This window comes from Arenibacter sp. S6351L (genome assembly GCF_023016025.1).
In the GTDB taxonomy this organism is placed as follows: Bacteria; Bacteroidota; Bacteroidia; order Flavobacteriales; family Flavobacteriaceae; genus Arenibacter; species Arenibacter algicola_B.
Window position 1 is genome coordinate 1 of the sequence record NZ_JALKBB010000072.1, and the last position, 2,266, is coordinate 2,266.

The 2,266-nt window shown below is 36.2% G+C and carries 2 protein-coding genes; one reads left to right on the top strand and one right to left on the bottom strand.

Translation table 11 applies throughout. From position 1 onward, the window contains the following. The first annotated feature begins 526 nt into the window (after positions 1–526). On the top strand, positions 527–1,750 hold the full coding sequence (locus MWU82_RS23895; protein ID WP_247098250.1) for a site-specific integrase: 1,224 nt from the start codon (positions 527–529) through the stop codon (positions 1,748–1,750). A 190-nt stretch (positions 1,751–1,940) separates the two neighbouring features. On the opposite strand, the gene MWU82_RS23900 is transcribed toward MWU82_RS23895, so the two are convergent. Then, on the bottom strand, positions 1,941–2,266 hold a 326-nt coding region (locus tag MWU82_RS23900; RefSeq protein ID WP_247098252.1), incomplete at its 5' end, for a hypothetical protein.

A 2,266-nucleotide genomic window follows, 5' to 3' on the forward strand; every position in this document is an offset into this window, starting at 1 on the left:
ATTTAGGGGAGTCAGGAATACGGAATACTTCTTATATCGCTTGATTAAATTATATTCTTAAAATGGTAAAAACCCAACTTTTGGACTTGATCCCTTTTCTCCTGCCCGACGGCAAGGCGGGTTTGTTTCGTTTTCTTTGGACAAGCAAAGAAAATGAAAGAATAATTTTAACAAAAATTTCATTCGATTTTGCCCAATAAACAAAGCTAAAATCAAAAAACACGAAATATTATGTTCATCCTAATTTTTGAAGAAACACAACAAATAAGCATGATCCAAAATCAATTCTGATTTACCTTGAAATAAAAAATCCCCTGATTTTAATAAAATCAGGGGATTACTATGTTGGCCTACTAGGACTCGAACTTATATGCTTTTAAATCAATATGTTTCTATTTAACTGAAAATGTGCACTTTAACCAATATCAAAAACCACATAAGACCATAATAAACCAAGAAAAACCATCATTTGTTGTACCTATGTTGTACCTGGATTTTGTATCTTTACTACATATGTTCGAAAAAAATGGCAACAATCAACACTATATTAAGAAAAAAAAGTAACAAACAAGGACTTTTTCCAATCGCAGTTCGAGTCACTAAAGATAGAAAATCAACTTTTCTATACACAGGTCAATATCTTGACCCCAAATTTTGGGACGGGACAAAACAAAAAGTTAAAAAATCACACCCTAATTCTGCACGTTTAAATAATCTAATTGCAATTAAGCAGGCGGAAGCGAATTCCATTTTATTGGATACGGCTGCAAAAGATGGCGACCATTTTTCTGTTCAAGAATTGAAATCACAATTGACTACCACTTTATCCGGACACTCCTTTTTTGAGTACGCTGAAAAGCACTTTAAGCAATTGAAGGAAAGCAAAAAATTATCCCGTATAGATAGTGAACGCCCCCTACTCAATCGCATCAAAGATTATATGGGAGGTAAATCATTAAGTTTTGACCAGATAACTGTTCCCTTTCTGCGAGGTCTACAGAGTTATTTGAGAGCCGTGGGCACACTTGGTGATCGAAGTATTGCCAATGTTCTAATGTTTATCCGCACGTTATACAATAGAGCTATACAGGAAAAACTGGTGAAACCTGAATTTTATCCTTTTGGCTCTGAAAAGGGCAAGATTAAAATTAAAATACCACAATCTGTCAAAATAGGTCTGACAAGTGAAGAAATTTCCCGTATCGAAAATCTAGACCTTTCAGTTCATGCCCCGCAAAATCATGCACGGAATGTCTGGTTATTCAGCTTTTATTTGGCAGGAATGCGTATCGCTGATGTTTTAAAAATAAAATGGGCCGATATTCATGAGGGTCGTCTCTTTTATCAGATGAGCAAAAACAGTAAAGTAATCTCCTTAAAAATATCAGACAAGCTCCAAAATATTATCGATCAATATGCTGACCTTGATCCTGGAACGAATGAGTATATCTTTCCCGAATTAAGAGGTATTGACCATAACAATGCGGACCGTATGTTGCGTAGCACAAAAAATGCCACCTTAAAATTCAATAAACATTTAAAGAAAATAACTGTAAAGGCCGGAATCAGCAAAAAAATAACCATGCACATTGCCCGTCATTCCTTTGGGAATATTGCTGGCGATAAGATTCATCCATTGATGTTACAAAAGCTATATCGGCACAGTGATTTAAAAACAACCATAAACTATCAAGCTAATTTTATTCATAAGGAAGCTGACGAGGCTTTAGATGCGGTAATCAATTTTTGATTATATACTTATCTATCCTAACTTTTTTTGGCTTTAAAGAACCAAAGTAATCGCAAGTTGTTTCAAATCAACATTATGCTGTCGTATTGGTAATATTGAATTATAGAAACCAAAAATATATTTCTTCCCCTATCCACTAAAAAGCACTCATAGAATGCCAGATAATATAACCGAACACTTTTTCAAAACACTAAATCGAAAGCCCCTTACCCTTGTACTTCGACCAATCAGTGAGTTCATCCTTGAACCCGTTGTAAACCTCCGCTTGCCCTTTGCCCCGATTGCCCAATAACGAACTGATGGCATAAACGCCATTCCTCAATAGGCGGTTCTGTTGAATGCTGGACTGCCTTTTGATCGCTTCTTCCACTGTTGTTCGAAGCCCGTCGTCCATATGATGTTGCACAATTTCCCGATGTAAGTTTGGGTAAACTTTTTCAGCTGTCAGCATAAAGGCGACCCTATCGTACATTCCCCTTTCCATTAGATGGCCCGCCCAAAGGTTCTTGAGATCGT